The sequence below is a fragment of the Pseudomonas sp. SWRI18 genome (genome assembly GCF_014268345.1).
Classification (GTDB): domain Bacteria; phylum Pseudomonadota; class Gammaproteobacteria; order Pseudomonadales; family Pseudomonadaceae; genus Aquipseudomonas; species Aquipseudomonas cedrina.
Window position 1 is genome coordinate 1 of record NZ_JACCQQ010000063.1, and the last position, 288, is coordinate 288.

Here is a 288-nt window from a genome sequence, read left to right on the forward strand (position 1 = left end):
GCTGGGCACCATCCGGATCGACGCGCTGTACCAGGCGCGCCCGATCATCGTGGACATAGACTTCCTGGCTGCCATCGGCGTTAAAAACCGTGACCTGGCCGTTGTCATCCCAGACATACCGCGTATCCATCTGCGAAAAGCTGGCCCAATGCCGAACACACCGTGCTGCCTTGCCAGCCCGTTCCCATTGCCAGAAAAAACTCGCCCCACCGGCCAACCCACGCTCAAGAATGACGTGCTGCTCGTCGTACCGATAAACCTCACTTTCGCCTACCGCATTGGTCGCCG

1 protein-coding gene is annotated in these 288 nt (G+C 59.7%); it reads right to left on the reverse strand.

Features of this window, described 5'->3' with window-relative positions; all coding sequences use genetic code 11:
* A partial coding sequence (locus tag H0Z09_RS27205) for an RHS repeat domain-containing protein (protein WP_186694942.1) occupies positions 1 to 288 on the reverse strand: 288 nt, incomplete at both ends.